At 69.3% G+C, this 24,590-nt stretch carries 31 protein-coding genes; 10 read left to right on the plus strand and 21 right to left on the minus strand.

The genetic code is table 11. From position 1 onward, the window contains the following. Nucleotides 1–41 precede the first annotated feature (41 nt). From AB0I21_RS20070 to AB0I21_RS20085, 4 genes are read right to left on the minus strand one after another with little or no spacing between them, the layout of a single operon-like run. Nucleotides 42–1,061 (minus strand): alcohol dehydrogenase catalytic domain-containing protein, encoded by a 1,020-nt coding sequence (locus AB0I21_RS20070; RefSeq protein WP_360563050.1) that lies wholly within the window; start codon nucleotides 1,059–1,061, stop codon nucleotides 42–44. A 1-nt stretch (nucleotide 1,062) separates the two neighbouring features. Next, a complete protein-coding gene (locus tag AB0I21_RS20075) occupies nucleotides 1,063–1,683 on the minus strand; it encodes a carboxymuconolactone decarboxylase family protein (RefSeq protein ID WP_360563052.1) in 621 nt (206 codons plus the stop codon). Further along, a complete protein-coding gene (locus tag AB0I21_RS20080) occupies nucleotides 1,680–2,087 on the minus strand; it encodes a cupin domain-containing protein (protein ID WP_360563054.1) in 408 nt (135 codons plus the stop codon). The genes AB0I21_RS20075 and AB0I21_RS20080 overlap by 4 nt, the downstream gene beginning before the upstream one ends. 20 nt (nucleotides 2,088–2,107) lie before the next feature. Next, nucleotides 2,108–3,526 (minus strand): MFS transporter, encoded by a 1,419-nt coding sequence (locus tag AB0I21_RS20085; protein WP_360563056.1) that lies wholly within the window; start codon nucleotides 3,524–3,526, stop codon nucleotides 2,108–2,110. Nucleotides 3,527–3,688: 162 nt separating this feature from the next. Here AB0I21_RS20085 and AB0I21_RS20090 point away from each other — a divergent pair, with 162 nt between their 5' ends. Both AB0I21_RS20090 and AB0I21_RS20095 read left to right on the plus strand, forming a co-directional pair. Further along, nucleotides 3,689–4,561: a helix-turn-helix transcriptional regulator gene (locus AB0I21_RS20090; protein WP_360563058.1), complete on the plus strand. Its 873-nt coding sequence runs from the start codon at nucleotides 3,689–3,691 to the stop codon at nucleotides 4,559–4,561. A 47-nt stretch (nucleotides 4,562–4,608) separates the two neighbouring features. Further along, nucleotides 4,609–4,974 carry a DUF2255 family protein gene (locus AB0I21_RS20095; RefSeq protein ID WP_360563060.1) on the plus strand — a complete coding sequence of 122 codons (366 nt, stop codon included), beginning with the start codon at nucleotides 4,609–4,611 and terminating at the stop codon, nucleotides 4,972–4,974. Here AB0I21_RS20095 and AB0I21_RS20100 read toward each other — a convergent pair. Continuing rightward, complete coding sequence (locus AB0I21_RS20100) at nucleotides 4,940–5,287, minus strand: hypothetical protein (protein WP_360563261.1); 348 nt, start codon at nucleotides 5,285–5,287, stop codon at nucleotides 4,940–4,942. The two genes, AB0I21_RS20095 and AB0I21_RS20100, sit on opposite strands and share 35 nt — an antisense overlap. A gap of 12 nt (nucleotides 5,288–5,299) precedes the next feature. Continuing rightward, nucleotides 5,300–5,788, minus strand: coding sequence for a hypothetical protein (locus tag AB0I21_RS20105; RefSeq protein WP_360563062.1), 489 nt, complete (start codon nucleotides 5,786–5,788; stop codon nucleotides 5,300–5,302). A gap of 434 nt (nucleotides 5,789–6,222) precedes the next feature. Here AB0I21_RS20105 and AB0I21_RS20110 point away from each other — a divergent pair, with 434 nt between their 5' ends. Continuing rightward, entirely contained in the window at nucleotides 6,223–6,627 is a 405-nt protein-coding gene (locus AB0I21_RS20110) for a GH36 C-terminal domain-containing protein (RefSeq protein ID WP_360563063.1), read from the plus strand. On the opposite strand, the gene AB0I21_RS20115 is transcribed toward AB0I21_RS20110, so the two are convergent. Next, nucleotides 6,611–6,862 (minus strand): hypothetical protein, encoded by a 252-nt coding sequence (locus tag AB0I21_RS20115; protein WP_360563065.1) that lies wholly within the window; start codon nucleotides 6,860–6,862, stop codon nucleotides 6,611–6,613. The two genes, AB0I21_RS20110 and AB0I21_RS20115, sit on opposite strands and share 17 nt — an antisense overlap. Nucleotides 6,863–6,948: 86 nt before the next feature. On the opposite strand from AB0I21_RS20115, the gene AB0I21_RS20120 reads away from it, so the two are divergent. Further along, entirely contained in the window at nucleotides 6,949–7,293 is a 345-nt protein-coding gene (locus tag AB0I21_RS20120; protein ID WP_360563067.1) for a hypothetical protein, read from the plus strand. Between the two features lie 27 nt (nucleotides 7,294–7,320). Then, on the plus strand, nucleotides 7,321–7,728 hold the full coding sequence (locus AB0I21_RS20125) for a hypothetical protein (protein ID WP_360563069.1): 408 nt from the start codon (nucleotides 7,321–7,323) through the stop codon (nucleotides 7,726–7,728). Nucleotides 7,729–8,163: 435 nt separating this feature from the next. On the opposite strand, the gene AB0I21_RS20130 is transcribed toward AB0I21_RS20125, so the two are convergent. Next, nucleotides 8,164–8,421, minus strand: a complete 258-nt coding sequence (locus AB0I21_RS20130; RefSeq protein ID WP_360563071.1) for a hypothetical protein — start codon at nucleotides 8,419–8,421, stop codon at nucleotides 8,164–8,166. Between the two features lie 355 nt (nucleotides 8,422–8,776). Here AB0I21_RS20130 and AB0I21_RS20135 point away from each other — a divergent pair, with 355 nt between their 5' ends. After that, the gene (locus AB0I21_RS20135) at nucleotides 8,777–8,947 is read left to right on the plus strand and encodes a hypothetical protein (protein ID WP_360563073.1); all 171 of its coding nucleotides are present in this window, start codon (nucleotides 8,777–8,779) and stop codon (nucleotides 8,945–8,947) included. 221 nt (nucleotides 8,948–9,168) lie between these two features. Then, nucleotides 9,169–9,618, plus strand: coding sequence for a hypothetical protein (locus tag AB0I21_RS20140; RefSeq protein ID WP_360563074.1), 450 nt, complete (start codon nucleotides 9,169–9,171; stop codon nucleotides 9,616–9,618). A 321-nt stretch (nucleotides 9,619–9,939) separates the two neighbouring features. On the opposite strand, the gene AB0I21_RS20145 is transcribed toward AB0I21_RS20140, so the two are convergent. Together AB0I21_RS20145 and AB0I21_RS20150 are read right to left on the minus strand one after the other, a co-directional pair. Continuing rightward, nucleotides 9,940–10,419: a lipocalin-like domain-containing protein gene (locus AB0I21_RS20145; protein ID WP_360563076.1), complete on the minus strand. Its 480-nt coding sequence runs from the start codon at nucleotides 10,417–10,419 to the stop codon at nucleotides 9,940–9,942. A 458-nt stretch (nucleotides 10,420–10,877) separates the two neighbouring features. Next, on the minus strand, nucleotides 10,878–11,753 hold the full coding sequence (locus AB0I21_RS20150) for a helix-turn-helix transcriptional regulator (RefSeq protein WP_360563078.1): 876 nt from the start codon (nucleotides 11,751–11,753) through the stop codon (nucleotides 10,878–10,880). A 101-nt stretch (nucleotides 11,754–11,854) separates the two neighbouring features. Between AB0I21_RS20150 and AB0I21_RS20155 the strand changes: the two genes are divergently transcribed. Next, nucleotides 11,855–13,093, plus strand: coding sequence for a multidrug effflux MFS transporter (locus AB0I21_RS20155; protein WP_360563080.1), 1,239 nt, complete (start codon nucleotides 11,855–11,857; stop codon nucleotides 13,091–13,093). A gap of 8 nt (nucleotides 13,094–13,101) precedes the next feature. On the opposite strand, the gene AB0I21_RS20160 is transcribed toward AB0I21_RS20155, so the two are convergent. Genes AB0I21_RS20160 through AB0I21_RS20170 form a run of 3 tightly spaced genes read right to left on the minus strand, consistent with a single transcriptional unit; the run spans nucleotide 13,102 to nucleotide 15,455 of the window. Further along, complete coding sequence (locus AB0I21_RS20160) at nucleotides 13,102–13,869, minus strand: glucose 1-dehydrogenase (RefSeq protein ID WP_360563081.1); 768 nt, start codon at nucleotides 13,867–13,869, stop codon at nucleotides 13,102–13,104. A gap of 17 nt (nucleotides 13,870–13,886) precedes the next feature. Then, nucleotides 13,887–14,423, minus strand: a complete 537-nt coding sequence (locus AB0I21_RS20165) for a cyclophilin-like fold protein (protein WP_360563082.1) — start codon at nucleotides 14,421–14,423, stop codon at nucleotides 13,887–13,889. 12 nt (nucleotides 14,424–14,435) lie between these two features. Continuing rightward, nucleotides 14,436–15,455: a zinc-dependent alcohol dehydrogenase family protein gene (locus AB0I21_RS20170; RefSeq protein ID WP_360563084.1), complete on the minus strand. Its 1,020-nt coding sequence runs from the start codon at nucleotides 15,453–15,455 to the stop codon at nucleotides 14,436–14,438. A gap of 379 nt (nucleotides 15,456–15,834) precedes the next feature. On the opposite strand from AB0I21_RS20170, the gene AB0I21_RS20175 reads away from it, so the two are divergent. Continuing rightward, nucleotides 15,835–16,956 (plus strand): alpha/beta hydrolase, encoded by a 1,122-nt coding sequence (locus AB0I21_RS20175; RefSeq protein WP_360563086.1) that lies wholly within the window; start codon nucleotides 15,835–15,837, stop codon nucleotides 16,954–16,956. Between the two features lie 252 nt (nucleotides 16,957–17,208). Here the strand turns inward: AB0I21_RS20175 and AB0I21_RS20180 are convergent, their stop codons facing one another. Further along, nucleotides 17,209–18,225, minus strand: coding sequence for an integrase core domain-containing protein (locus AB0I21_RS20180; RefSeq protein ID WP_360563088.1), 1,017 nt, complete (start codon nucleotides 18,223–18,225; stop codon nucleotides 17,209–17,211). Nucleotides 18,226–18,347: 122 nt separating this feature from the next. Here AB0I21_RS20180 and AB0I21_RS20185 point away from each other — a divergent pair, with 122 nt between their 5' ends. After that, entirely contained in the window at nucleotides 18,348–18,578 is a 231-nt protein-coding gene (locus AB0I21_RS20185; protein WP_360563090.1) for a hypothetical protein, read from the plus strand. 201 nt (nucleotides 18,579–18,779) lie between these two features. Here AB0I21_RS20185 and AB0I21_RS20190 read toward each other — a convergent pair whose 3' ends face one another. The 7 genes from AB0I21_RS20190 to AB0I21_RS20220 form a co-directional block, all read right to left on the minus strand. Next, a complete protein-coding gene (locus AB0I21_RS20190) occupies nucleotides 18,780–19,253 on the minus strand; it encodes a MarR family transcriptional regulator (RefSeq protein ID WP_360563092.1) in 474 nt (157 codons plus the stop codon). A gap of 39 nt (nucleotides 19,254–19,292) precedes the next feature. Then, nucleotides 19,293–19,772 (minus strand): helix-turn-helix domain-containing protein, encoded by a 480-nt coding sequence (locus AB0I21_RS20195; RefSeq protein WP_360563094.1) that lies wholly within the window; start codon nucleotides 19,770–19,772, stop codon nucleotides 19,293–19,295. 50 nt (nucleotides 19,773–19,822) lie between these two features. Beyond that, nucleotides 19,823–20,251 carry an OsmC family peroxiredoxin gene (locus AB0I21_RS20200; RefSeq protein WP_360563096.1) on the minus strand — a complete coding sequence of 143 codons (429 nt, stop codon included), beginning with the start codon at nucleotides 20,249–20,251 and terminating at the stop codon, nucleotides 19,823–19,825. A 7-nt stretch (nucleotides 20,252–20,258) separates the two neighbouring features. Continuing rightward, nucleotides 20,259–21,119: an enoyl-CoA hydratase/isomerase family protein gene (locus tag AB0I21_RS20205; protein ID WP_360563098.1), complete on the minus strand. Its 861-nt coding sequence runs from the start codon at nucleotides 21,117–21,119 to the stop codon at nucleotides 20,259–20,261. An 18-nt stretch (nucleotides 21,120–21,137) separates the two neighbouring features. After that, nucleotides 21,138–22,331, minus strand: coding sequence for an acetyl-CoA C-acyltransferase (locus tag AB0I21_RS20210; RefSeq protein WP_360563100.1), 1,194 nt, complete (start codon nucleotides 22,329–22,331; stop codon nucleotides 21,138–21,140). A 14-nt stretch (nucleotides 22,332–22,345) separates the two neighbouring features. Beyond that, nucleotides 22,346–23,179, minus strand: a complete 834-nt coding sequence (locus AB0I21_RS20215) for an MBL fold metallo-hydrolase (RefSeq protein ID WP_360563102.1) — start codon at nucleotides 23,177–23,179, stop codon at nucleotides 22,346–22,348. Nucleotides 23,180–23,414: 235 nt separating this feature from the next. Beyond that, nucleotides 23,415–24,458: an MBL fold metallo-hydrolase gene (locus AB0I21_RS20220; protein WP_360563103.1), complete on the minus strand. Its 1,044-nt coding sequence runs from the start codon at nucleotides 24,456–24,458 to the stop codon at nucleotides 23,415–23,417. Between the last annotated feature and the right edge of the window lie 132 nt (nucleotides 24,459–24,590).

The following is a 24,590-nucleotide window of genomic DNA, read 5'->3' on the forward strand; positions in this document are numbered from 1 at the left end:
GCTCGGGCTGCTGCCCGGCGCCGGCCGTCCGTGGTCGCGCGTCAGAAGCTGATGAGGGCTTTGAGGACCTCGCGGTCGTCCATGGCGCGGTAGGCGTCCGGCACGTCGTCGAGTGTGACGGTCCGGTCGAAGACCTTGCCCGGGTTGACGCTGCCGTCGAGGATGCCCGGCAGGAGCTCGTCGATGTAGGCGCGGACGGGCGCGGGGCCGCCGTTGAGGGTGATGTTGCGGCCGAAGAGGCTGGCGAACCCGATCGGTGCCTCCTCGTACTGGGGGACGCCGACCCGGCTGATGGTTCCGCCGGCGCGGACGATGCCGATGGCCTGGTCGTAGGCGGGGCGGTGCCCGACCGCTTCGAGGACTTTCGCGGCGCCGCCGTCGGTGAGGTCGCGGACGAGGGCGATGCCTTCCTCGCCGCGTTCGGCGACGACGTCGGTGGCGCCGAACTCCCGGCCCAGGTCGGTGCGGACCTTGTGCCGGCCCATCAGGATGATGTGCTCGGCGCCCAGCTGCTTCGCCGACAGCACAGCGAGGAGTCCGACGGCGCCGTCGCCGATGACCGCGACCGTGTCGCCCGCGGTGACGTTGGCGCGTTTGGCGGCGTGGTAGCCGGTGCCGTACACGTCGGCCAGGGTCAGCAGCGACGGCAGCAGCGCCGAATCGGCCCCGACGGGCAGTGTGACGAGGGTGCCGTCGGCCAGCGGTACGCGGACGAGTTCGGCCTGGGCGGCGCTGAAGAACCCGCCGTGCACGCAGGCGGTCTGCACGCCGGCGCGGCAGAACTCGCAGGTGTTGTCCTGGTAGGAGAACGAGGCGACGACCAGGTCGCCATGCTTGACGGTGGTCACGTCGGCGCCGGTCTGCTCGACGATGCCGAGGAACTCGTGGCCCATCTGCTGGCCGTGGTCCTGGGTGGGCATGTCGTGGTAGGGGTGCAGGTCGCTGCCGCAGACGCAGGCGCGCACGATGCGCACGACCGCGTCGGTCGGTGCCTGGATGGTGGGGTCGTGGATGGTTTCGACGCGGACGTCGCCGGCGCCGTACATGAGTGCTGCACGCATATCAGATCAGGACTTTCTCGAGCGTTTCGTTGGCCCGGTCGGCCGCTGCCCGGCCGACTCGGTCCTGCAGGGTCGCGACCAGGTCGCGGAGGTCGGTTTCGGTGAGCCCGGTGTTGCGGGCGATGCCCAGGTGCGACTGCAGCTGTGACTCGACGCCGTCGAGGCTGGCCAGGGCGGCGACGGTGGCGATCTCCCGGCTAGGCCAGTCGAGGTTGTCGCGGCCGAAGATGTCGCCGAACAGGTGGGCCTTGAGGAACTCGTCGATGGCCGGGGCGAAATCGAACAGGGCGCCAGTCACCGGCGTGCCGGTGAGGCGAGTCTGGTGCTCGGCGCCGAGCTCGGAGCTGCTGCCGGCGGGCAGTGGGCTGGGTTCGGCGCCGGGCGGGTCGTCGATGCCGTCGGCCTGCCGCTGCTGCAGGACGGCCATGAACGTGCCGAGCGCGTTGAGGCTGCGGGGGAAGCCGGCGTACGCGTACAGCTGGACCAGGATTTCCTTGATCTCGCTGATCGTCAGACCGGCGTCGAGCCCGCCGGTGAGGGCCTGACGGAGCTGCGGCAGATCCCCGGTTGCGGTGAACGCGGCAATGGGCACGATCGCCTGCCGCCGTGGGGTCAGGCTCATCGCTGGTTCGCCTGCGCGTACTGCTCGTCCGGGACGGGCTCGAGCCAGGTGGTCGGGTCGCCGCCGTCGGGCTTCGCCTCCAGCATCGCCAGGTGGCTCATAAACGTCTCGGCGGCGGCACCGTGCCAGTGCTCCTCGCCGGGCGGGCACACGACGGTCTCACCGGCGTGGATACGCAGCACCGTCCCGTCGCGGGTGCCGACCAAACCGACGCCCTCGGTGACGTGCAGCGTCTGGCCGACGGCGTGGGCATGCCAGTTGGTCCGGGCGCCCGGGGTGAACCGGACCAGCGCCACGGTCATCCGCGACGGGCCGCTGCCGGTGTAGATCGGGGTCATGTAGACGTCGCCGGTGAACGCCTCCGCGGGTGTCTTCACGGTGGGACGGACAGGTAGCAGTTCCATGATGGTGCTCCTTGAACAGGTCAGCGCACGAGCGCCGGGACTGGCGCCTCGGCGGTGGTGCGGGTGCGGGTGAGCAGGACGATGATGGCTCCGGCCAGGGAGAACGCGGCGGTGAGCAGGACGGCGGTGTTCCAGCCGTGCAGCAGCGTGGCCGGGTCACTCCCGCCGCCGCGGCCGACGCCTTGGGTTACGGTGATGGAGACGAGGGCGAGGCCGATCGCGGAGCCGATGTAGCGGGCGGTGTTGTTCGCGCCGCTGCCCATCGCCGCCCGGTCGGCCGGGACGCTGGAGACGGCCTGCCGGCCGAGGGCGGCGTTGAGGACCCCGTTGGCCGCGCCCGCGAGCAGCAGCCCAGGCAGCAGGCGAACGAGCGCGGAGCTGGGGTGCAGCCCGAGCAGCGCCAGCTGGCCGGCCGCGCAGCCGACCAGGCCGGCAACCAGCTGGATGCGTGAACTGACCCGTCCGGACAACCACCGGGCGCTCAACGGGGTGAGCGCGCTCAGCCCGGACCAGGCCAGCATCGCCGACACCCCGGCCAGCGCCGACCCGCCGAGCCCCTGCTCGACGAGGATCGGAGTGTACGAGGTGATCGACAGGACCCCGGCCCCGGTGGCGAGGGCGGCGATCAGCGCCCCGGTGAAGTCCGGGCGGCGCAACAGCACCAGGTCCAGCATCGGATGCCGGCTGCGATGCTCGGCCACGACGAACCCGGCGATCAGGGCGGCACCGAGCACCAGCAGCACGAGGGTGCCCGGCCGGGTCCAGCCGCTGCGGCCCTCGACCAGGCCGGCCAGCAGCGCCGACACACCCAGCCCGAGCAGCACCGTACCCAGCGCGTCCACGGGTCGTGGACGGGCCGACCGCGACTCGGCCAACGCGACCCGGCCACCAGCCGCCAACGCGACGGCCAGCAGGGCCACCGCGACATACGCGAGCCGCCACCCTGCTACGGCCTGCAGGCCGAGGGCCAGGAACGGACCGATCGCCACGCCGGCACCGAGCGCGGCGCCCCAGATCCCCGTGGCGCGGGCCCGCGGCCCACCGTCCGGGTACGCATTGCCGATCAGGCCGAGGCTGCAGGCAACGATCGCCGCGCCGCCCAGCCCCTGCACCACCCGGGCCAGCACCAGCAGCCACACATCGGGGGCGGCCGCGCCAAGCAGCGACCCGACGGCCAGGACGGCGGCGCCGAGCAGGAACGTCCGCCGCCGGCCGTAGTCGTCGCCGAGCGCGCCGCTGGAAAGCAGTCCCGCCGCACAGCCCACGCTCATCCCGCTCAGAATCCACGCCTGGCCACCGGGCCCGGCGTGCACACCGGCCGCGGTGGCCGGCAGGGTCGCCAGCGGCGTGGTGAACGCGACCAGCACCAGCAGCGTGCCCGCCGCCGCAACCGCCAGGGTCCGGGCCGCCGCCGGCCGGTCTGCGGATGGTGCCGCCATGACGACGCCTGCCTTTCAGGGTGTTGACCAGCTGCTTGGTGAGCCGGTCAGGAGCCTTACGTTCTCCATGGAACCGGCTCGGGCGCGCGGGTGGGAGGGTTTGCCGTAGCAGGTAATGACAGAACCCCTATGCCGCCGGTGGAGCGTCGTACCGTGGCTGACATGGACAACCAGGGCGACGTGCGCGAGTTTCTGGCCACCCGGCGGGCCAGGATCACCCCGGAACAGGCCGGCCTGCCCACCTTCGGCGGCACCCGCCGCGTCGCCGGGCTGCGCCGCGCCGAGGTCGCGCTGCTCGCCGGGGTCAGCCCCGACTACTACACCCGCCTGGAACGCGGCAATCTCTCCGGCGTCTCCGACAGCGTCCTGGACGCCATCGCCCGTGCCCTGCAACTCGACGAAGCCGAACGCTCCCACCTTTACGACCTGGCCCGCGCCGCCAACACCAGCCCACGCACCCGGCAACGGCGACCGGCCAGACAGCAGATCAGACCCGGCGTCCAAAGCCTGCTCGACGCCATGACCGACGCCCCCGCCTTCGTCCGCAACGGCCGGCTCGACATCCTCGCCATCAACCCCCTCGGGCGGGCCCTCTACGCGCCCGCGTTCGCTACGGGCGCATCGACGGTCAACCTTGCCCGGTTCTGCTTCCTCGACCCCGCCGCCGAAACCTTCTACCCCGACTGGGACAACGCCGCCGACACCACCGTCAACCTGCTGCGCACCGAAGCCGGCCGCGACCCCTACAACAAAGCCCTCAGCGACCTCGTCGGCGAGCTCGCCACCCGCAGCGACGACTTCCGCACCCGCTGGGCCGCCCACAACGTCCGCCTGCACCACACCGGCGTCAAACACTTCCAGCATCCCATCGTCGGCCGCCTCGACCTCGCCTTCGAAGCCATGCCACTACCCGCCGACCCCGGCCTCACCCTCACCGCATACAGCGCCCAAACCGGCACCGCCGCCCACGACACCCTGCGCCTGCTGGCCAGCTGGGCCGCCACCACACCATCGAACGCTCCGGCTGACCAGTAGGCGCACCCGAACACCCTCCCCGCCCCTGCGGCAGAAAGGCTGTCGTCATGACCTGGGACACCGCAACCGCCCGACAACTCGCCGACACCCACGAGATCGAGGTCGTGGTGCCCGCACCGGGCCGACCGGACGCGCGCACGCCGATCTGGATCGTTGCAGTCGACGACGACCTCTACGTACGGTCCTGGAAGGGCGACGCAGGCATCTGGTACCGGAGAGCTCGCCAGCACGGCACCGGCTCGATCATCGCCGCCGGGCATCGGCAGAACGTCCGATTCATTGCGGTCGACGAGGCGGGTATCAACGCACGGATCGACCAGGCGTACCGGTACAAATACGGCAGCTCCTCCTACACGACGGCGATGACCGGGCCACCCGTCAACACAACCACCATGCGTCTCGACCCTGCATGAAGCACGTCACGCGCCAAACAGCCCGCAGCGTCTGCGGCACCAACAGCCACCGCCGTATCTGGCGCTGCCGAGCGATGGAGGACAGCAGCCCGCGCTGGTCCAGGCGTTCGTGGATCGCGGTGGTCATCACCGAGTCGTTGACGGTCGCGTCGGTCGTCATCACGTTGGTGTTGAGATTCGGCCGCTCGTCAGCGGTCGGGTCTGGATCGTTGCAGGTTTCGCTGAAATGGACCTTGTAGCCGTGCCAGCAGGTCTGCAGCTGACCGCAGCAGATGCCGCCGGGCAGGTGGAGTGAGAGCCTGCCCGGCGGCATCGACGAGGTGCGTTATCCCCTGTATGTGACGGTCTTGCCGCAGTAGCTTGGCGGCAGGGTGTGCACCGGATCGCGGCATACCTGGACCGTTAGGGCAGTCAGGACTGAGCCGGTGCTGCCGCCGAGGGTGAACTGGAATTGCTTGACGCCGTTGTCGACCGTCACCGTCTTGTAGCCGACGACGGCGCTGCCGCTGTACGCGGTGAAGATTGCTGTGCTGGAGTAGTCGTCGGGGGCGCAGCTCGGTGTGGTGCTGCTGGGGGTTGGCCGGTCGACGACCTGGCCGCTGACTTGGACCGCGATGGGCGCGACGGGCCCAGGCGTCTGCCAGAGGAGGGTTCCTTTGGTGATCCCGTGGGGGCAGGTGTCGAAGTAGGGATTGGTGGAGTCGGCGGAGAAGGGCTGGGGTGGTGCGATATCGGCGTGGGCAGGCGCCGCCCACAGAGTGAGCGCCGCCAGCATGGCGGTGGTGGCGGCTAGTGCGCCGCGGATGCTTCTCATTGCCGTCCTTATCTCCGGGGGTGACCGTGCGGGCACGGTTGAAGGAAGCGACGCATGGGAATGTATCAAATCCGCTCGTGGGTCACGAGGAACGATTTGGCGGAGCCTGCGCTCATCCGCATGGTCTTACCCTGCACCTGATCTTGCACTGTCCGGACCTATGTTGCGGACCGGCGCCGTGTCGTGCCCGACACGGCGGGCTCGGGCAGCTTGGTCGGCGGGACGTCCGTCAAGCGAACCTCGAATACGCAAGGTGGGTCTGAACAACCAGGGCTCCGACCGTACGGACTCACGTTGCGAACCGGTGGTCAACGCGTCGCGTGTGCAAGGTTCAGCCGGAACGGACAGCTACGGGTCGGCTGCGCCGGCACCAGTGGGTGGCGACGACAGGCTTGGACGTCATCAGCCGCTAGGGCAACGGGCCGATCACCGACATGATCGATGACGTCCTGGGCATCGGCGGCAACCTCAGCGCGTGGAGCGACGGGCGGCACGAGCAGGCCCGCCGCAACATCGCCCTCTACAAGCGGATCCGCGCGACCGTGCAGCGTGGCGCGCAGTACCGCATCGGCGATCCGCCCGGCGCCGGCCTCACCGCGATCCAGTACGTGCTCGGCGACGAGACCGTCGTCTTCGTCTATCGCCCGCGCGCCGAGGTCGCGCCCGGCCCCACCGCCCTCCGCCTCGCCGGCCTCGACCCGGACGCCACCTACACCGATCCGGACACCGGGACCGCCGCCTCGGGCCGGGCCCTGATGTCCGCCGGCCTGCCGGTGGGCGGCCGACTGCCCGCCGGCGACTGGGCCAGCGCCGTGATCCGCCTCAACCGCGCCGGCTGACGCCGGACAGGAACTCGGCGACTACGGCGGCCATCTCCTCCGGCCGCTGCAATTGCCGGCGTGATGCAAGACGCCGCACAACATTCGCCGGCGGCAACTGGGGCCAGGAGGGCAAGCTGACGTACGGCCTGCAGAAGCTGACGCCCAACGGCGCGAGCGTGTTCGACATCAAGGCCATGCGGGCGATCGCCGACGGGTTCGAGCTCGAGTACACCCAGCCCGTCTCCGCCGCCACCTGTGCGGCTCGTAAATTCGGTTCGGTGGCTGTGACGTGCGGATTTGTCCGTGGCTCAGCGGCCGGTAGCTGGGATGATCCAGGGCGTGGCAGCCTCGCTGATGTACCTGCTCCTACGTCATCTCCTGCAGATGCTGACCCAGCTCGCCCGGGACGGCGGCGCGAAGGACGTCGAGCTGCTCCTGTTGCGGCATCAGGTGGCGGTGCTGCGCCGGCAGATGCACCGCCCCGACCTGCAGCCCGCGGATCGGGTGGTGTTGGCGGCGTTGTCCCGGCTACTGCCCCGGCCACAATGGGCGGCGTTCTTCGTCACCCCGGCGACACTGCTGCGCTGGCACCGGCAGTTGATCGCCCGGCACTGGACCCACCCACACGCGCGCCCCGGCCGGCCACCGGTCGACGGGATCACCGCGCACCCGACCGGTGTCTGAGTCACGCAACAGGCCCGGAACCTGCTGATGAGCCTCGATCAGCGGGCCCACGGGTTCCGGTTCCTGCTCCGCGACCGCGACACCAAGGTCACGGCCGCCCTCGATACGGTCTTCACCGCCGCGGGTATCGACGTGCTCCGAACACCGCCACAAGCCCCGAGGGCGAACGCCTACGCGGAGCGCTGGGTCGGCACCGTCCGACGCGAGTGCACCGACCGAATCCTCATCGCCGGCGAGCGACACCTGAGCAGCGTGCTGACCCGAGCACACCGCGCACTGCAACAGCCACCGGCCACCTCGATCACTCGGACAACGACCACCCAGCCCACCACCGCAGGTCATCGACCTCAACGCCGATCGAGTCCGACGACGCCCGATGCTGGGCGGATTGATCAACGAATACTCGCGGGCGGCGTAGCCGAACCCGATTCATGAGCCCAACAGGTGACCTGCGACATCGACCGGAGGACGCGCGTCCAGCAACTTCGGCATGACGATCGCCTCCCCACCAGCATCCCACCCAAGGGCACCAGCGATCTACACCCCCAAAGAGGAACTGAGCATTAGCAGGGCGCATACGTGCGCCGCGGCTGGCGCGGCGGCTCAACCCGCCAGGACCCCCGAGCGACGCCCGCGCCAGACCTGGTCAACCGGAACTTCACCGCCACCGCGCCGAACCGACTGAGGGTCGCCGACGCCACCCGCATCCAAATGCGGCGAGGGCGTGTTCCGGCCCGCCGGGGTCCGTGACGCGTTCTCCAACCGCATTGTCGGATGGAAGGCCGGCGACCGCTGCGACACTCATCTGATCCTCGGCGCCCTCGAGTACAGCATCTGGACCCGCGACGTGCGCGACCAACAGCTGACTCATCACTCCGACAGAGGCTCGTACCTGCCGGGCGTGACGTTGTTCGGAACGATCTCCGTCTGGTCTTCGGTAGTGGCGGCGGCCGCCAGCGCCTGGCCGCCGTCGGCGGTGGCGGTGGCGGTATCGGCCATCCAGGCCTGCGGCCGGCGCTTGCGCCCGGACGCATGCGTGTAGGCGGCATCGACTTGGCGGTTGAAGACGTACACGCCGGACAGGTCCAACCGGTGCAGCGCGAACAGGAACTCCCGCGCGATGACCAATGCCGTTCACGTTGTCCGCCCCGCCCCGCTCAGCTCGTCTCGGAGCTCAAGCCGATGTCCGGCCCGGAGCATCCGGACACCGTGCGTGGCGGGCGAACCTTCGCGCTCGCCCGCCAGGCGGACCGCGGCCCGGCGACCGGCGATGACGGCATCACCGAACGGCTCACGGCACGCTCGACTCTCGGTTGCCCATGGGCTTCGACAAGCCAGTGCCGTCCGCGAACATGACCAGCATGTCGTGTCCGCCGGGCGGCCAAGGTCCTCGTCCACGCGCCTGACGCCCGAGCGGATCGTCAGTTCGTATTCTCGATCTCGAAAGGTTGTCTGCAGCCGTTGCCGGGATGGGAAGTGGGACATGGGCCGCCTCAGTGGTAGCCGTGATGTCGTGCTTGCCGCTGGCGCGCTGGTTGTGATGCTGGCAGTCATTGTGGTGGTGGCGCAGCTCAGTATTGATCGTCAGCCGCGAGAGCCCGATCCTGGGCTGACCCCCTACAAGGTTGTTGTGAAGTTGTCTCGTACCGCATAGGCGCCGCGGCAGACGCCGGGGTCTCGATATTCGCAAAGGACCAGCATGACGGCGGACCAGGTGGGCAATCCGGTCGAGCAGGCGTAGGCCCGGGTCGAGGCGTGGTTGCGTGTGCACGGTCCCCGAACGCTCGCGGCGTTGCAGCCGCCGGCAACAGACCCTGACATCGTGCAGGTTGAGGATGTCCTCGGTACCTCCCTGCCGGATCAGGTGGAAGCTTGGTGGCGAACGGCGTCAGCGACTTGAGACCCGGCCCAGGTGGCTTTCTCATCCCTGAACGTTGGACGCCGTACTCGACACGGGCGTCGTTGGCGGCCTGGCGTGCGCGAATCTCAGCCCAATGGCGTGTCTGGCCAGAGGCGGAGCACGCCTTCTACGCCGCCCAGATCGATCGACTGCGGCACACTCCGGCGGGCACCCCGACATCGATGTGGCTTTGGCTGCCGGAGTGGCCTCCGTTTGCCGGCGACGGCCCGGATCTGTTTGTGGACTGCAGGCCGGGGCCGTTGCGCGGCTGCGTGATGGTCGACTACGAGACCGAAGGCCAGCACGGTCCGCTCTGGCCAAACGTGGCGGCGATGTTCGAGGAAGTCGCCGATCGTCTCGAGGGCGCCGCTGCGGAGGGACTCGACGACGATCCTGAGATCGGCCGGTGGATTCTGCCCCGGTAACGAATCCGCTGGGGACGGCCGTCGGTGCGTGGCCGGATGTTCTGCGCGATGTAGCGCAGCTCGTCGGCGACCTGTGGTGTGTTGTAGATGTCCACCCCGTACAACTCGCCCTGCGGCGCCGGTCGACCGCCGGTACCGACGCGGGCCGAGGTCGTGGGTGCCGAGGCCGCTGTGTTCTCGCGCGGCCGGGGACTGCCGGTGCAGGCGGTCAGAAACCCCGCGCCGAGTACGGTGGCGGACCGCAAGAGGTGGCGTCTGGTCATCTCGGCCATTCAGGTCACCGCTTCGTACGTTGCTCGCCGATCGTCCGGGTACCAGTCGTCAGAAGCGCTTGTAGGTGACGCGCCAGCCTTCGGCCGGGTCCGTCGGCGTCAGGACCAGCCGGTCGCCGGAGACCTTGAAGACGCGGGTCAGACGCTGTCCGATGAGGTTGCGCACCGCTGACGACTCGACGGTCACGACGAACGTGCCGGCAGTCTTGTTCACGGCGACAGTGCCGTAGAAGGCCTCGTATCCGTTGATCGTGTACGGGGTGTCAGGAGCGCTCGTGTCGGGGTTCATGGCCTGCACCGACATGGTGCCGGAGGTGGTGAAGATGATCTGGCCGGAGTACGGCACGGGTCGCAGGTTGCCCGGGGTGCCGACCTCCAGCGACGTCATGCGCCATCCACCTACCAGCGGCGACGTGCCACGGTGGGCGTCGCTGGGCTGGGCGAAGGAGAACGTGGCCGCCAGCAGCGCCACCGCGAGGACGAGAGGCAGCACCAGCGTACGAGCAGTGATGTTGAATTTCGTTGTCATCGTTCGTGGATTCCTTGTCTTCTGACGATGAGGTGGGGGCAGCGGTCAGGCTTGCGGCCGGTGGATCAGCGGATCGCCCCGGCGGCAGTGCCGCGTGCTGGTAACAAGCAAAGCGTGTCGACCCACGGGCGGGGAGTTTCTGATGATGGGTGTACCGGCAGGGCACCCCTGACTGCCGCATCGAATCGGAATCGGTCATGAAGGCGCCCGGTACCGGCCTCAAGCTTGATAGTCCGCCACGCATGCGGCTCTGGTTGCCTGCCGGCCGCACGGCGGCGGCGAGAAGCAAGGCCGCTGGCGTACGCGCAAGACTTGGCTCGCCGCGTTTCGTCGCAAGCAGCTTCGACCCGTTTCTCGACGGTGCGAGTGGCGGCGACCCGAGCGATATCGCTTTTACCCATGAAGGCTTCAGCGCCGGGGTCGACTTCCTCGGCGCGCGGTGTGGAAGAAGATCCGAGCTACCGCTGCGATGCGGCGGAAGTGCTCTCGTTCGTGGCCGCCCAGGATGCGAGCAGCGTGAGGGCCTGGGCGGTCGGTGAGCTCGGTTCGGCAGCGTAGATCGTCATACCGGCGCCGTCCTCGGCCCGCAGGTCCATCGTCTCGTAGGCCAGTTCGAGGTCGCCGACGACCTGGTGGTGGAAGGTCTTGGTGCCGGTGCCGTGGGTACGCACGTTGTGGGCGCCCCAGCGGCGGCGGAAGTCGTCGCTGCGGGTGGACAGTTCACCGACCAGGTCGTGCAGGCCTTTGTCGTGCGGGTCCTTGCCGGCGGCGGTGCGCAGGTTCGCCACCAGCATGTCGGCGGCGAGGTTCCAGTCGGGGTAGAAGCGGTGGGCGGTGCTGTCGAGGAAAGTGAACCGGCCGAAGTTGGGCACGCCGTGCGCGCTGGCGTAGGCGTCGCTGTACATGGCCCGGCCGAGCAGGTTCGCGGCGAGCAGGTCCTGCCGGTTGTTGGTCACGATCGCGGGAGCGGTGATTGCGTCGAGGGTCCATTGCAGGCTGGGCCGTACGGTCCACTGCTTGGGTCGACGTTTGGGCCGCACCAAAGCGCTGGTGCCGCTGGCCTCCTGTGCCAGGCGCATCAGGTGCGCGCGCTCTGCGTCGTCGAGTTGCAGGGCCCGGGCGATCGCCTCGAGCACTCCGGCGGAGACGCCGGCCAGCGCGCCGCGTTCCAGCTTCGCGTAGTACTCGACGCTCATGCCGGCCAGCGCGGCGACCTCACTGCGCCGTAGCCCGGGCACACGACGCTGCCCGCCGGCCGGCAGGCCCGCCTGCTCGGGGGTGATCTTCGCCCGGCGGGTGGTGAGGAAGTCGTGTACCTCGGCTCGGTTGTTCATGTCTTCGACGGTACGACCCGGACCGCTGACCTGGGATGTACTGCTGGTACACCCATCATCGATGACTTCTTCCCACCGCCCGCCCCGTGTGTGCTGGAGGTATGACTGCAGCTCTCGCCGAACAGCCGCCCTTGGATCAGGTACGGCGTCAGGCTCGGCTCACCACCGCCTTGATCGCTACAGTGATCTTCTTGACCGGGATCGCGCCGCTGGCGACCGACATGTACGTGCCGGCGTTCCCGAGTGTCGCGGGTGACCTGTCGGCGACGGCGACGCAGGTGCAGCTCACGCTGACCACGTTCTTCGTCGGGATGGCGCTGGGGCAGCTGATCGGCGGGCCGGTCTCCGACCAGTACGGCCGGCGCCGGCTGCTGCTGGCCGCGGTGATCGTGATGACCCTGGCGTCCGTGGTATGCGCCTTGACGCCGTCGATCGGTGTCATGATGGCCGCCCGGTTCGTCCAGGGCTTCGCCGGCGGCTGGGCGATGGTGATCGGCCGGGCAGTGATCGTCGACCTGGCGCGCGGTGCCCGGCTGGTGCGGGTCCTCAACGTGATCGCCGGGGTGGGCGGGATCGCGCCGATCGCAGGTCCGCTGCTTGGCGCGGTCATTCTGCAGCTTTCGGGCTGGCGGATGTCGTTCTGGGCGGTGGCGGCCCTGGGCGTGGCGATGGTGGTGGCGGTGCTGGTCGCGGTACCCGAGTCGCTGCCGCCGCAGCGGCGGCACGGCGGCGGTCTGCGCGCGTTCGCGGTCGCCGGCCGTCAGGTCCTCGCCCGGCGCCGCTACGTCGGGTATGTGTTGGTCAGCGGATCCGGGATGGGTGCGATCTTCGCGTACGTCGCGACGTCGGCGTTCGTCTTGCAGTCGATGAACGGTCTGTCGCCGGTCGCGTACTCGGTCGACTTCGCCGCCAACGCCGCTGGCATGACCCTCGCCGCGCTGGTCGCCGCCCGCCTCGCCGGCCGGGTCGCCACCCGCAAGGTCATCCTGGCCGGACAGGCCGCCGCGCTGGGCGCCGGGGTAGCGATGCTGGTCGGCGCGCTGTGGCTAGGCACGCCGCTGCCGCTGGTGATCGTCTGCTTCTTCGTGCTGATGACCGCGCAGGGGCTGATCGGCCCCAACGGCGGCGCGCTGGCGTCGGCGGAGGTGCCCGAGCATCCGGGCACCGGCTCGGCGATGCTCGGCTTCGTCACGTGGGTGGCCGCAGGCGTCATCGCACCGATCGCCGGCCTCGGTGGGCAGGACACCGCCGTACCGATGGCGCTCTTGATGATCGCCTGCACGGTGCTGTCCGTGGCCGGGCTGGTGCTGGCCCGGCCTGCCAAAGCCGCGTCAGTCTGAGAGTCGCCCTACTGCGCGGTGTATCCGCCGTCCACGGGCAGAGCGACGCCGACGACGAAGCTGGCGCCGGGGCTGCACAGCCAGAGCACGGTGGAGGCGATCTCGTCGGCCCGACCGAACCGGCCGATGGGCTGGTTCGCGAGCGCCGCGGCGGTGTCGAGTTCACCGTTGGCGATCATGGCGGTGACCATGGGGGTCTCGAACGTGCCGGGGCAGATGGCGTTGATCCGGATCCCTCGTGGCGCGTACTCCAGGGCCGCGCTGCTGGTCAGCCCGAGGACGCCGTGCTTGGACGCGTGGTAGGCGGCGCGTCCGGGCAGCCCGACCAGGCCGCCGAGGGAGGAGCAGTTGACGATGGCGCCGCTGCCCTGCTCGCGCATCTGCCGCAGCTCGTGCTTCATGCAGGCCCAGACGCCGCGCAGGTTGACGGCGTTGACGCGGTCGAAGGTGTCGGCGGGCTCGTCGGCGGCGTCGGACGGTGGCGCCTGGATGCCGGCGTTGTTGAAAGCCATGTCGAGTCGGCCGTAAGCCGCAACGGTCCGGTCGATCAGGGCGGCGACCTGCGGCTCGTCGGCCACGTCGCACTGCACACCGAGGGCTTCATGCCCACTCGCCCGTAACTCTGCGGTGGCGGCCTGCACGTCTTGCTCGTTGATGTCGGCCAGGACGACTGCGGCTCCGGCGTGGGCGAACGCCTGCGCGCTGGCCAGTCCCATGCCGGAGCCGGCACCGGTGACCAGGGCGACCTGGCCGGTGAAGTCGAAGGTGGGGTTCATGATGTCTCCCGGAGTGGTCAGGCGGGTTCGACGGTCGCGGTGACGGCGCCGTCCATGGCGGCGATGCGGCTCGCGGCGTCACCGTCGAGGCGGCCGATGACCACGATGCCGGGGAAGTACGACTGGTCGCCGTAGTAGAGGACGAAGTCGTTGCCGGGCGCGTAGTAGCCGACAGCGCCGACATCGGGATCCGCACCCTCCGGCTGGCCGTCCAGCGACAGCGGCGACGGCAATGGGCCGGTCTTCTCCACCGCGCCGTGGTCGGTCATGTCGATGGTCAGCGGCAGCTGGGCGAGCAGGTCACGGCCGGCGGCGCTGTCGAAGATCGTGGCCTGCATGCGCTTACCGTTGATGGTGATCTGGATCTTCATCTGCTCTCCCGAGGGTGCGGCGGTGTCACTCGGCGCTGCCGTGGCAGGACTGGTAGCGCTGGGCGTCGTCGTAGACGTCGGGTCGCCGGTGGCGCCGGCCTGGCCGTTGCCGCCGCAGGCGGCGAGGGTCAGGCCGGCGACCGCCGACAGTGCCACGCGGACGGTGGTGCGTGCGGTGAACATGGTGTCTCCCGGTCAGAGGGTGAGCAGGACCTTGGTGGCGGTGCGCTGGTCCATGGCCTGGTAGCCCTCGGCGGCCCGCTCGAGCGGCAGGGTGAGGTCGAAGACCTTGCCCGGGTCGATCGTGCGGTCCCAGATCAGCTGGATCAGCTCGGGCAGGAACCGCCGGACCGGTGCCGGACCGCCGTGCAGGTGCACACCCGACATGAACAGTTCGTCGCCGGGGATGGCGACATCGTGTGACACCCCCACGAAGCCGACGTGACCGCCGGGGCGGGCGGAGCCGATGGCCTGCATCATGGCCTCCTGGGTGCCGACCGCCTCGATCACGCTGTGCGCGCCCAGTCCGCCGGTCAGCTCCTTGATCGCCGCGACGCCGGCGTCGCCGCGTCCGGTGACGATGTCGGTGGCGCCGAACTCCCGCGCCAGGGCCTGCCGGTCGGCGTGGCGGCTGAACGCGACGATGCGCTCCGCGCCAAGCTGCCGGGCGGCCAGGACGCCGAGCAGACCGACCGCGCCGTCCCCGACGACCGCGACCGTCTTGCCGGGCCCGGCCTCGGCGGCGACGGCCGCGAACCAGCCGGTACCGAGCACGTCAGAGGCCGCCATCAGCGACGGGATCAGCTCCGGGCCGGGCTGCCCGGGGGCGGCGACCAGGGTGCCGTCGGCGAGGGGGATGCGGGCCAGGTCCGCCTGGGTGCCGATGGTGCCCATCAGGACGCGGTGCACGCAGTACGCCTGGTAACCGGCTTGGCAGATGTCGCACGTGTTGTCGGACGCCCAGAAGGAGCCGACGACGAAATCACCGACCTTCACGGTTCGCACCTCGGACCCGACCGCCTCCACGACACCGGCGTACTCGTGACCCATCACCTGGTGATCCACCGGCTCGGCGCCGCGGTACGGCCACAGGTCACTGCCGCAGATACAGGTTGCGGCCAGCCGGATGATCGCGTCGGTCGGCTCGACGATCGTGGGATCCGGGCGCTGTTCCACCCGTACATCCCCGGGCTTGTACATGACAACCTGACGCATGGTGGTGTGCTCCGTTCACTGGACAGGGGCCTACGGCATCCAGTCAACGTCCCCACCGGAAGACGAAGAAGTCCTTGATGATGGGTGTACCGACAGGGAATCCCTGATCGCTGTCGCGCGGCCTAGGCTCGTTGCATAGACGACCGGTCGGAAGCACGCGACTTCCTGACCAGGCGCGGAGTTCGGCGCACGCCTCAGCGATTCAGCTGAGCCACCCCTCCGGGTCGCCCCCGCACCGGAGCCGAGCCGGACATGCTCGTGCGGATCGCCCGGCACGTTCATGCCGCACCGGTCACCAGCCGGGCCGCAACAACGAAGTCTCCACCAACTCGGTGCGGGCTGTGTCTTGCCCGCCAATCGACATGTGAGGTCGACTGTCATGCAACGTCGCAAAGCGCTCGGACTGATCGCCGCCACCGGCGCCGCCGCCACCCTCCCCGCTGTACCCGCCTTCGGCGCGGACAAGGGCCAAAGCGCAGGCATCACCGGATCGGGCAAGCCCTCGGCCAAGGGCGGCTACACCTTCACCCAGGACAAGAACGTCAAACGCACGTCGGTACGGTTCAAGAATCGCTACGGCTTCACGGTCGCCGGTGACCTCTACGTGCCGAAGAACGCCCGCGGCAAGCTGCCGGCCCTGGTGCTCAGCGGCCCGTTCGGCGCCGTCACGGAACAGTCCTCCGGGCTGTACGCCAACGAGTTCGCCCGCTGCGGCTACGTCACCCTCGCCTTCGACCCGTCCTTCACCGGCGAGAGCGGCGGCACGCCCCGCGACGTGGCCTCCCCCGACATCTACACCGAGGACTTCAGCGCCGCCGTCGACTTCCTCGGCCTGCAGAGAAACGTCGACCGCGAACGGATCGGCGCGCAGGCCGTCTGCGGCCTCAGCGGCATGGCACTCACCGCCGCGGCCGCCGACAGCCGGATCAAGGCAGTCGCCACCGCCTCGATGTACGACATGTCACGCAGCATGTCCCGCGGCCACCAGGACTTCTACACCCGTGAGCAGCGCCAGAAGGTCGTGGACCACCTCAGCCGCCAGCGGTGGATCGACGCCGAGAACGGCACCTACGCCCGGCTCTCCCACGAGGTCCCGTTCGACGAGGCCGGCAACGTCGCCCCCACCAACCGCATCCTGCCCCAGACTCTCCCGGCCGACGCCGACCCGGTCACGACCGCGTTCTTCGACTACTACCGCACCGAACGCGGCTACCACCCGCGCTCGATCAACTCCAACACCGCCTGGACCGCGACCACACCGATGTCGTTCTTCGGCTTCCCGCTGATGGCTAACATCGACCTGCTGGCACCCCGCAAAGCGCTGCTCGTGGCCGGCGCCGACGCCCACTCCCTCTACTACTCCCAGGACGTGGCGGCGCAGGTGCCCGGCACCGTCGATCTGCTGATCGTCCCCGGCGCGGACCACGTCGACCTGTACGACCGCAAGGACCTCATCCCCTTCGACAAGCTCGACGAGTTCTTCACCAAGAACCTCGCCTAACGGTGAATCCCCCGGGCAGGCCGGTACCGCCACCGGCCTGTCCGGGAAGCCCGACCGGCAGAAGTGGCTTCTCACAGTCCCTATCGGTTGACGGCCGCTTTGAGAAGTTCGCTGAGGTGTAGCTACGGCTTCCGGCTGAGCGCGGCCGCCGGCGAACTCGCCGCTTCGGCCACCGAATCGAATACCCCGGCGTGGATCCTGTACCGTGCCAAAACTGTGTTCAGGCTGTGAGCTGGGGAGTTGTTGGGTGGATCAAGCGGCCCGGTGATACTCGTTGATCACGCCGCTCAGGACGCGGCGTCGCCGGATCGGCTTGTCGATCGCGATGACCACGCCGGGGTCGTGGTCGGGTGGATGCTGATCCAGGCTCTGGTGTGGCCGGTGCCGGTCGAAGTGGTCCTCGTAGTCGCGTACCACCGTGCGGGCGTGCTGTTCGTTATAGATCAGGACCCGGTCGATGCACTCCGCTCTGACGCTGCGCACGAAGCGTTCCGCGAACGCGTTCGCCCGGGGTGTGCGTGGAGGGGTCTTCACCACGTCGATGCCTTCGGCGGCGAACACGGCGTCGAAGGCCGCGGTGTACTTGGCGTCGCGGTCGCGGATCAGAAACCGGAACCGTGTCGTGCATTCGCCGAGGTCTATCACCAGGTTGCGGGTCTGCTGGGTTGTCCAGGCGGCGGTCGGGTGGGCGGTGACGCCGAGGATGTGTACCCGTCGGGTCGTGATCTCCATGACGAACAGCACGTACAGGCGTCGCAGCGTGATGGTGTCGATGTGGAAGAAGTCGGTGGCCAGCAGCCCGGTCGCCTGCGCGCGCAGGAACGTTCGCCAACTGGTGTCGATCTCGCGTGGGGCAGGGCCGGTTCTCGATCGGGCGAGGATGCGGCGGATGGTGCCGGCGCCGATGCGGTGGCCGAGGCCGACGAGTTCGCCTTGGATGCGCCGGTGTCCCCAGCCGGGGTTCTCCCTGGCTAGCCGCAGGACCAGGTCACGGATGTCGTCGCTGATCGGTGGTCGTCCGGGCTGGTTCGGGTAGGTCCAGTGCTGGCGGACCAGTCGGCGGTGCCAGGCCAGCAGGGTGGCCGGGGTGACGATCCGATGCTTCCATAGTCCCGCGGTAGAGCGCGGACCAGCGCGGACAGCACCGCTCGCTCCGGCCACGACAGCCGCGGCCGACCGACCTGGCGGCGCAGCACCGCCACCTCGTGGCGCAGCACCAGCAACTCGGCGACCAGCGCGGACTCGCTCCGCGTGACCTGCGGCAACCAACCGAACACCCGCACCGCACTCAGGTAGAGCAGCCGAACAAACACGCCCGCCATTCTCCGCCCTGACAGCGAATCAGCAGCTCAAACCCTGTACGACGAGTTTTGGCACCGTACACGGCCAGCGTGGTGTCCTACGGTGGAGTCTCGGCCGGCACCCGCTCGGCGATCGCGCTGCAGACCTCTGCGTACGCGCTGAACCTCATCATGCTCCGCGAGGCGGTCAATATCCCATTCGTCCGTACGTTGCTCCGCGAGGACGAGATCGACGCGACGGATGCCATGACCGCCGCCGCCACGGCGATGCTCGACGAACTCGGCAAGGTCGCGACCGCGCTCAGACCGCTGCACGCCTAATGGGATTGCAGTCCCCGCAATACGACAGAGTATGGATGCCCCGAGATCGCCGGGTCAGCGGGTGCGGACTGCTTGGATACCAGGCGGACATCGCAAGCCAGTCCAAGCTGCGTCACGTTACGCCCAAAGGGGGGCCAGACGCAGGGTGTCAGATACATCGCGGCGCAACGGCGGAAGGTCGTGCGCAAGATCGTGGTCGCCTCAGTCGGTGTCCGCGGTCTCGCGCAGGGCCGCAAGAACACGGGTCAGCACCTGCGTCATTGTGCGCATCTCGCTCCGTGTGATGTGGTCGAGGACCAGTGCGCGGACCCGGGCGAGGTGGCCTGGGTAAGCGGCCTCCAGCAAAGCGAGGCCTTCGGGGGTGAGGGCAGCGAGCGCGCTGCGCCCGTCCTGTTCGGACTTGCGGCGGGTCACCAGCGACCGGCGTATGAGTTCGTCGATGACGCGGCTGACCCTGCTGCGGGACAGCGCGGCCGCCTCAGCGAGTTCGCCCATGCGCAGCTCGCCGTCCGGCGCCTCGGACAGTGCGACGAGGACGGAGTAGTCCGTCATACCGACCTTGGCCTCCCGGTCGAACTGCTCGTCGAGCACGCGAGGGAGTCGCACGAGCACTTCGACGAAGGATCGCCAGAGGATCTCTTCGTCGCGGTCCAGTCCGGGCACGGGGGTCGTCATCGCAGCAGCGTACCGGCGGAATTGCGCCCGGCCGCAACTTCAGGGCGCCTCGATCAGTCCTGGACCGGCCTGGATCTCAAGGTCGCCCGGCGCGACATCATGGCCATGGTCGCACACCAGCCGCGCATGGACGGGCGCTTCGCAGTCCCGGTGGACCGATCGCAGCGGCGGCCCGACCAGGTCGGCCGCCCAGGTGTCACCCCAGTCCCGCAGCGCGGTGATGATCGGTAGCAAGGACCGGCCCTTCGCGGTCAGCCGGTACTCGTACCGCGTGCGCTGCCCGGGCTCCTGGTACGGCACGCGTTCCAGGAGCCCGTCTGCGGTCAACTCCTTGAGCCGGGCGGCCACCGCCGGCTCGCCGACCCCTACCCTGCGCGCGAAGTCGTCGAACCGCCGGGCGCCGAAGAACGCCTCACGGAGCACGAGGATGGCCGAGCGGGTTCCAATGATTTCGAACGTCCGTGCGATCGAGCAGTTCTCCATCGACCAGCCGTCCCGGTTCCGGAGCAGATCATTCATCCATCGAATGTACCGATCTGGCTTGCCTCGACACCAGTCTGCCATCCAGCTCAGGCAACGAGTGTCGCCGTCAGGGTCGGCTCCAGCACCAGGGCCTTGGAGAAGGCACAGCCGGCCCTGGCACGTTCGGCAAGGTCCTGGAAGAGCGTTTCGGACATGCCGGGTGCCTTCGCCTCGACCGTCAGGTGCAGCGCCAGGATGGCGGGGCCTTGATCGTCGCGGCCCATCGTCACCTCCGCGGTCGTTGTCATCGAGGCGACCGGAGTGTGGCGCAGACCGGAGATGTTGGCCAGGGCGTGGTTGTAGCAGGCGGCGTGGGCGGCTGCGAGCAGTTCTTCCGGGCAGGCACCGGCGGCGCCGTCAAAACGGCTCGCGTAGGTATACGGCGCGTCCGGCAGCGTTGCACTCGCGGTGGACAACGTCCCGGCGCCCTCCCGGAACGAGCCCTGCCACTGCGACCTGCCGGTCACGATGCGCATGCCGTGCTCACCTCGTTCCGTACAGCGTGGGCAGATCGAGCTCGGCGGGGCCGAGGGAACCACCGGCCTTGGCGCGCAGGCGCTGCTGGAGGTCCTTCACCGCGTCGGTCGATGTCAGCCGGAGGATCGCAGCAAAGCTCTCACGCAACTCGGCCTCGGCCGGCGGCGGCAGGCGCTTGTCGACGAGCTGCTTGACCGTGCTCAGCGCGGCCGGGTTGAAGCTCGCGATGCGCCGGGCGAGCGCGTCGACGTACCCGTCCAGCTCCGCGTCGGGCAGGGCACGGTTGACCAGACCGTATGTTTCGGCGGTCCGGGCGTCGAAGTCGTCGGCGCTCAGCGCGATCTCCAGGGCCCTGGACCGGCCGACGTGCCGGGGCAGCCACTCCAGGCCGCCGCCGCCGGGCACGACGCCGAAGCCGACCTCGATCTGGCACAGCCGAGCCCGTTCAAGGCTGGCGAAACGCATGTCGCAGGCGGCGACGAACTCGTTGCCGATGCCGCGGGCCCGGCCCCGGATCTTGGCGATGCTGACCACCGGGGCGGCGGTGAGCCAGGTGCTGAACGCGGGCCAGTGTTCGATGATGTTCTGCGCTCCCGGGATGTCGGGAACCTGGGCGATCGTGGCGAAGTCCAGGTGCGCGAAGAAGAAGTCGGCGTTTCTGGACTCGAAGACGACCACGCGGATCTCGTCGCCCTTGGCCTCGATGTACTCCTGCAACAGGTGCAGCCCGGCGAACACGGTCGGGTCGAACAGATTGAGCGGCGGATTGTCGATCACGACGCGCAGCTGGCCGTCGCCGGGCTGGGACACGTGCACCACGTCGCTGGCTACCAGCGACGGCGCCGCTGGAGTTGTGTCGGTATTCATGATGATCCTCCGGTCGGTTCAGGTGTCGAGCCGTTCGATGATGGTGGCGTTGGCGGTGCCGCCGGCCTCGCACATGGTCTGCAGGCCGTACCGCCCGCCGGTGCGCTCCAGCACGCCGAGCAGGGTGGTGGCCAGGCGGGCGCCGCTGGCGCCGAGCGGGTGGCCGATAGCGATCGCGCCGCCGTTGACGTTGACCTTCGCCGGGTCAGCGCCGGTCTCGGCCTGCCAGGCCAGCACGACAGAGGCGAACGCCTCGTTGACTTCGAACACGTCGATGTCGGAGATGCTCAGCCCGGCTCGGGCGAGGACCTTGGCGGTGGCCGGGATGATGCCGGTGAGCATGAAGATGGGGTCGTCGCCGACGACGGTGGCGGTGTGGACGCGCGCGCGGGGTCGCCAGCCCCGCCGCCGCGCCGTCTCGCTTGTGGTCAGCAGCAACGCGGCGGAGCCGTCGTTGAGTGGGCTGGAGTTGCCGGCCGTCACCTTCCAGTCGATCTCGCCGAAGCGGTGGGTCCAGTGCTCGTCAGCGAAGGCCGCTGGTAGGCCGGTGAGGCGCTCGGTGCTGGTGTCCGGTCGGATCGTCTCGTCGCGGGCGAGCTCGGCGCCGGGCACCGGGGCCACCTCGGCGGCGAACCGCCCGGTCCGCCACGCCTCGGCCGCCCGCCGGTGGCTGGTGGCGGCGAACTCGTCGAGCTGCGTCCGTGACAGGGCCCACTTGCGGGCGATCAGCTCGGCGCTGACGCCCTGCGGGACGAGGCCGCCGGGGTAGCGCGCGGCGACCGAGGCGCCGGCGACGTCGGCCCGCACCCCGCCGACAAGCGCGCTGCTACCGATCGGCACCCGGCTCATGGACTCGATCCCCGAGGCGATGACGATGTCGTACGCCCCAGCGATGAGCCCTTGGGCGGCGAAGCTGAGTGCCTGCTGGCTGCTGCCGCATTGGCGGTCGACGGTCACGCCGGGCACCGACTCCGGCAGCCCTGCGGCCAGCGCGGCGAGCCGGGTGGTGTTGGTGCTCTGCTCGCCGACCTGTGCGACCGCCCCGCCGATCACGTCGTCGACCTCGGCCGGGTCGAGCCCCGGCACCCGGGCGAGCAAGCTGCGCAGCGCGTGCGCGTGCAGGTCCACCGGATGGATGTGCGCATAGCCGCCGCCCGCCTTGCCCTTGGCCACGGGTGTGCGTACCGCATCGACAATGACCGCGTCTCGCATGACTGCCTCCTCGCTCAGGCGTAGAGGGCGACAGCGCCGCCCCAGAGGGCGCCGGGGTTGAGCCGGGTGGGGAAGCGTTCGAGCATTCCGCCGAAGAATCCGAGTGCGGTGGTGTGCCGGGTGAGCAGTTCGTCGACGGTGTCGAGGTATTCGCGGGTCTGGGTGATGGTGCGGCCGGCGTCGTCGTCGAGGTCCTTGTTCTTGTGGCCGGCGACGATGTAGCGGGGATGGAGGGCTTCGACGGTGTCGATGGCGTTGCGCCATGCGTCGCGGCCGCCGTCCTTGGACTCGACGAGGAACTGGTGGACGTCGTTGTAGATGACGTCGCCGGCGACGACGAGGCCGAGGTCGGGTACGTGCAGGACGCTGGTGTCATCGGTGTCGCTGTGGCCGACCTCGACGATGCGCAATTCGTGGCCCTCCAGGTGGAAGCGGTTGCCCGCCGGGGTGGTGGCCGTGACGGGCGCGTCGGGGATCTGGCCAGGCAGCAGCTTGTCCCAGAAGCCCGCGCGGATGGCCACGTTGCGGTGCATCTGCGTGATGGTGCCGGCGGAGGCGACCACCTCGGCGCCGAAGCGGTCGGCGAGCAGGCCGGCGGTGAACCAGTGGTCACCATGACCATGTGTGGCGAAGATGTGGGTGAGGCGCTTGCCGCTCGCGTCGATCCAGGCAGCGACCTGCTCTGCCTGCGCCGTGGTCAGCGGAGGGTCGGCAAGCACGGCGTCCTGCGCACCGGAGATCAGGGTGACCGACAACGGGGAGAATGCCCGCCGGTCGCCGTTGGGTACTGGCTCATCGACGTTGAGCGGGATGGGGTCGGCAACGAACACTTCGTAACGGATGGTCACGGCTCTCACGCTCCCTAGCTGACTTCTCTCAACCGAAGCTAGCATTTTGGGCGAACATTTGAGTCAGAAGAGGATGTGAGATGGACCCCATGTAGCCGCATGCGGATGGTGCCCGGCCGCGGCCGGCAGAAGTGGAGCTTCCTGTGGCCTGGCTCGGCGTGTACGCCGAGCCAGGCCGGGTCCGGTCCGTCCCCTGAGAGACGGACACGACCAGCGAGATGAATGGGCCGTCGCGCTACGGGTGGATGGCGAAGGGGCCGAGGATGTCGGCGTCGATCCGCATGGAGTTGACCATGGCAGCCGCGTTCGATGTGGTGAAGACGTCGGCTGCGGCGAGTCGTCCGGTGTACTTGGCGGCGACCGGGGCGGCGGCCTGTTCGGCAGCGGCGTCGAGGTAGGACTTGAAGATGGCCCAGGCGTTGCCGGTGGCGCCGTACTTGGCAAAAAACGGCGTGGGGTCCAGCGCGCCGAGGGTGGCCCGGGTGCTGGAGGCGAGGTCGTTGACGTAGTCACGCTGCAACGCGACGTCGGCGCGGGTGCCGAGCCGGCCGAGGTGCCCGCCGATCAGCGTCTGCCAAGGCGTTGCCAAGACGGTGTCGTGGGCGGCGATCCAGGCCGGGACGTCCTGTGACTCGGCGAGGTTCTTGAACGGAACCCAGCCGGGGAAGATCACGTCCACAACCATCAGCGTCGCCGCGGACGGGACGCTGATGAAGATGTTGTCGGGGCTGTGGTTGGGGCCGTGGTACGACAGCGCCAGCCGCTCACCGCCGACCTGCAGTTCGTAGCAGTCGTCGAAGGTGACGGTCGGCAGCGGGCGGTTGGTGTCCCGCGCCGCCTTGAGCAGGCGCTTCGTCTCGGCATGCGCGACCCGTTTGACGCCGTTGCCGAAGATCGCCGCGGCGCCGATGTGGTCGGCGTGCGAGTGGGAGTACACCAGGTGGGTCACGCGGCTGGGGCGGCGGCGGGCCGAGGTGACCTCTTCGATGGCCCGCAGCAGGTTGCGACCGATGGTGGGCGGCGCGTCCACCAGGACGACGCCCTCGGTGGTGGTCAGGAACATGGACTGGTAGAAGCCGTCGGTGACCCAGTACAGGTTCCCGCTGATCTGTCCGACGTAGTAGCCCGATGCGTTGACGGCGGGGCCGAACGCGCCGGGCGGCACCGGCGCGTAGTCCGGCAGGGCATCTGCGGGCGCGGCCGCCATCGAGGCCGCAAAGGCGTTGCCGGGCAGGTTGAGGGCCAGCAGACCGGCTGCGGCCGGAACAGCCGCAACCATAGAGGCTTGGCGCAGGAACGTGCGCCGATCCGACTTGGGCAATGACGTCACGGGAGTCTCGAGTTTTCGTTGCGTGCGGACGTAAGGTCTCGCTGTTGCCGCGTGTGCAGCGGCCCGCTGCACGGGTTGCAT

The sequence above is a fragment of the Dactylosporangium sp. NPDC050588 genome, assembly GCF_040654975.1.
In the GTDB taxonomy this organism is placed as follows: Bacteria; Actinomycetota; Actinomycetes; order Mycobacteriales; family Micromonosporaceae; genus Dactylosporangium; species Dactylosporangium maewongense.

Excerpts from the sequence above, each read along its gene's own strand:
- AB0I21_RS20070 (WP_360563050.1), bottom strand. The coding sequence starts at position 1,061 with ATGCGTGCAGCACTCATGTACGGCGCCGGCGACGTCCGCGTCGAAACC.
- AB0I21_RS20075 (WP_360563052.1), bottom strand. The coding sequence starts at position 1,683 with ATGAGCCTGACCCCACGGCGGCAGGCGATCGTGCCCATTGCCGCGTTC.
- AB0I21_RS20080 (WP_360563054.1), bottom strand. The coding sequence starts at position 2,087 with ATGGAACTGCTACCTGTCCGTCCCACCGTGAAGACACCCGCGGAGGCG.
- AB0I21_RS20085 (WP_360563056.1), bottom strand. The coding sequence starts at position 3,526 with ATGGCGGCACCATCCGCAGACCGGCCGGCGGCGGCCCGGACCCTGGCG.
- AB0I21_RS20090 (WP_360563058.1), top strand. The coding sequence starts at position 3,689 with ATGGACAACCAGGGCGACGTGCGCGAGTTTCTGGCCACCCGGCGGGCC.
- AB0I21_RS20095 (WP_360563060.1), top strand. The coding sequence starts at position 4,609 with ATGACCTGGGACACCGCAACCGCCCGACAACTCGCCGACACCCACGAG.
- AB0I21_RS20100 (WP_360563261.1), bottom strand. The coding sequence starts at position 5,287 with ATGCCGCCGGGCAGGCTCTCACTCCACCTGCCCGGCGGCATCTGCTGC.
- AB0I21_RS20105 (WP_360563062.1), bottom strand. The coding sequence starts at position 5,788 with ATGAGAAGCATCCGCGGCGCACTAGCCGCCACCACCGCCATGCTGGCG.
- AB0I21_RS20110 (WP_360563063.1), top strand. The coding sequence starts at position 6,223 with ATGATCGATGACGTCCTGGGCATCGGCGGCAACCTCAGCGCGTGGAGC.
- AB0I21_RS20125 (WP_360563069.1), top strand. The coding sequence starts at position 7,321 with ATGAGCCTCGATCAGCGGGCCCACGGGTTCCGGTTCCTGCTCCGCGAC.
- AB0I21_RS20135 (WP_360563073.1), top strand. The coding sequence starts at position 8,777 with ATGGGCCGCCTCAGTGGTAGCCGTGATGTCGTGCTTGCCGCTGGCGCG.
- AB0I21_RS20145 (WP_360563076.1), bottom strand. The coding sequence starts at position 10,419 with ATGACAACGAAATTCAACATCACTGCTCGTACGCTGGTGCTGCCTCTC.
- AB0I21_RS20150 (WP_360563078.1), bottom strand. The coding sequence starts at position 11,753 with ATGAACAACCGAGCCGAGGTACACGACTTCCTCACCACCCGCCGGGCG.
- AB0I21_RS20155 (WP_360563080.1), top strand. The coding sequence starts at position 11,855 with ATGACTGCAGCTCTCGCCGAACAGCCGCCCTTGGATCAGGTACGGCGT.
- AB0I21_RS20160 (WP_360563081.1), bottom strand. The coding sequence starts at position 13,869 with ATGAACCCCACCTTCGACTTCACCGGCCAGGTCGCCCTGGTCACCGGT.
- AB0I21_RS20165 (WP_360563082.1), bottom strand. The coding sequence starts at position 14,423 with ATGTTCACCGCACGCACCACCGTCCGCGTGGCACTGTCGGCGGTCGCC.
- AB0I21_RS20170 (WP_360563084.1), bottom strand. The coding sequence starts at position 15,455 with ATGCGTCAGGTTGTCATGTACAAGCCCGGGGATGTACGGGTGGAACAG.
- AB0I21_RS20175 (WP_360563086.1), top strand. The coding sequence starts at position 15,835 with ATGCAACGTCGCAAAGCGCTCGGACTGATCGCCGCCACCGGCGCCGCC.
- AB0I21_RS20190 (WP_360563092.1), bottom strand. The coding sequence starts at position 19,253 with ATGACGACCCCCGTGCCCGGACTGGACCGCGACGAAGAGATCCTCTGG.
- AB0I21_RS20195 (WP_360563094.1), bottom strand. The coding sequence starts at position 19,772 with ATGAATGATCTGCTCCGGAACCGGGACGGCTGGTCGATGGAGAACTGC.
- AB0I21_RS20200 (WP_360563096.1), bottom strand. The coding sequence starts at position 20,251 with ATGCGCATCGTGACCGGCAGGTCGCAGTGGCAGGGCTCGTTCCGGGAG.
- AB0I21_RS20205 (WP_360563098.1), bottom strand. The coding sequence starts at position 21,119 with ATGAATACCGACACAACTCCAGCGGCGCCGTCGCTGGTAGCCAGCGAC.
- AB0I21_RS20210 (WP_360563100.1), bottom strand. The coding sequence starts at position 22,331 with ATGCGAGACGCGGTCATTGTCGATGCGGTACGCACACCCGTGGCCAAG.
- AB0I21_RS20220 (WP_360563103.1), bottom strand. The coding sequence starts at position 24,458 with ATGGTTGCGGCTGTTCCGGCCGCAGCCGGTCTGCTGGCCCTCAACCTG.